This is a genomic window from Terrisporobacter sp. (assembly GCF_017888745.1).
Classification (GTDB): domain Bacteria; phylum Bacillota; class Clostridia; order Peptostreptococcales; family Peptostreptococcaceae; genus Terrisporobacter.
Genome location: NZ_JAGHFM010000395.1, coordinates 1 through 1,714, shown reverse-complemented (window position 1 = coordinate 1,714; position 1,714 = coordinate 1). Strand labels below are relative to the sequence as shown.

2 protein-coding genes are annotated in these 1,714 nt (G+C 27.0%); both read right to left on the bottom strand.

Annotated features, from left to right (window positions below; genetic code table 11):
- Positions 1 to 67: 67 nt before the first annotated feature.
- On the bottom strand, positions 68 to 1,222 hold the full coding sequence (locus J7G74_RS16380; protein ID WP_297137365.1) for a hypothetical protein: 1,155 nt from the start codon (positions 1,220 to 1,222) through the stop codon (positions 68 to 70).
- A 13-nt stretch (positions 1,223 to 1,235) separates the two neighbouring features.
- Positions 1,236 to 1,714 (bottom strand): ATP-binding cassette domain-containing protein (locus J7G74_RS16375; RefSeq protein WP_297137362.1); only part of this gene is annotated, 479 nt, incomplete at its 5' end.

The following is a 1,714-nucleotide window of genomic DNA, read 5'->3' as shown; positions in this document are numbered from 1 at the left end:
TAGCATATCATTTTTTTGTTATTTTTATCAAGTAATAATCCAGCTACAAAGTCCTTGTTGATAATAACTATATTGCTTGTTTTTTCCCAAAATATTTTATCAAATACACTACAACTGGTATAGATACAACCACCAAACTTATTAATACAGTTGAATATAATACTGGATTACCAAAAATATTATAAGTACTCGCAAATTTGAACATACCTTCTATTCTTACAGCTTCTGCTAAATTTATTTCACTAAAAATTCTTGCTATAGAGTCTATTGGAATAAAACTTCCAACAAAAGCTGGAGTATAATACATACCTAAACTTAGTAATAGTGATATCATATTATTTTTTACTATTAAAGACATTAACATAGTTACTAAAGAAAATAACATAGCACCTATAAAGCTAGTTCCCAGTCCAGCAATATAATAATCAATAATTCTCATGTCAAAAGGAGTCATCATATAATATTTAAATAATTCTAAAGGTTTATCCCATCCTATAAAATCAAATTGCAATGCTCCAAACATATACACACCATTTATTATAATAAATACTATAGCTGTGTATATTAATCTAGCTATTATCTTAGATGAGACTAACTTATTCTTTCCTCGCTTACAACTTAAAACTATTTGTGCACTATTACTTTGATATTCATCACTAAATATTGTAGCTAATCCTACTGCTATCAGTGTCGTTATTAAAGTTGCTATAACATTGAAATCAGTAGTTGATAACCATCCAGATGTAAAGTAGTATTTTGCTTCTTCTATATTTTTTACTTTATCATATACAAACTTAATATTTTTATATTCATATGTATCTATCTTATTTTCTTTTTCTAACTTACTTATTTCATCTTTCATCTCATCTATTGTATAATATTGATTATTTACTATATATGTGGGATCTGCTATCATTGCATCATATAAATAATATCTATATACTATTTCTTCTTTAGTAAGTTTCTCTCCTTTTTGTTCTTTTTGACTTAAATTTTCTATTATTTCTTCTGCTTTAGTCATTCCTTCTGGTGTTATTACTTTTCCTTCATGCTCTTTCATCACACTATACACATCATCCATACTATCTAATCCTTTAGATTTCACGTTTATATTTGGACCAAATGCATTTAAAGCAGCAAATAACACAGTTAATAGTAAAACTATACGTACTGACTTTTTAGAAAATATTTTATATAACTCAAATCTTATTAAATCTAACATACTATAACTCCTCCTATATACTCACACTTTCATTAAAATAATATAAAAATACGTCTTCCAAATTTGGTTCTTCTTCCATATGTTTAAACTCTTTTATATCATCCTTGTTATCTCCAACTACTCTTACGTTGATTTCATTATGATTTCTTATCATACTAGATATTTTAAACTTACTTTCAACTTTCCCTAAATCACTTTCACTAATGCTTAATGTATGTACCTTGCCTCTTACAGTATCTAAAATATCCTCTGGTGATGATTTTTCAACTAATTTACCATTTTTCATAACAAGTATCCCATTTGCTATAAACTCTATATCTGAAACTATATGAGTAGACAATATTACTATTTTATCTTTAGCTAATTGTGCTATCAAATTTTTAAACCTTATTCTTTCATTTGGATCAAGTCCTGCTGTTGGCTCGTCCAATATAAGTATCTTCGGGTCATTTAAAATAGCTTGTGCAATGCCTAACCTTTGTTTCATACCAC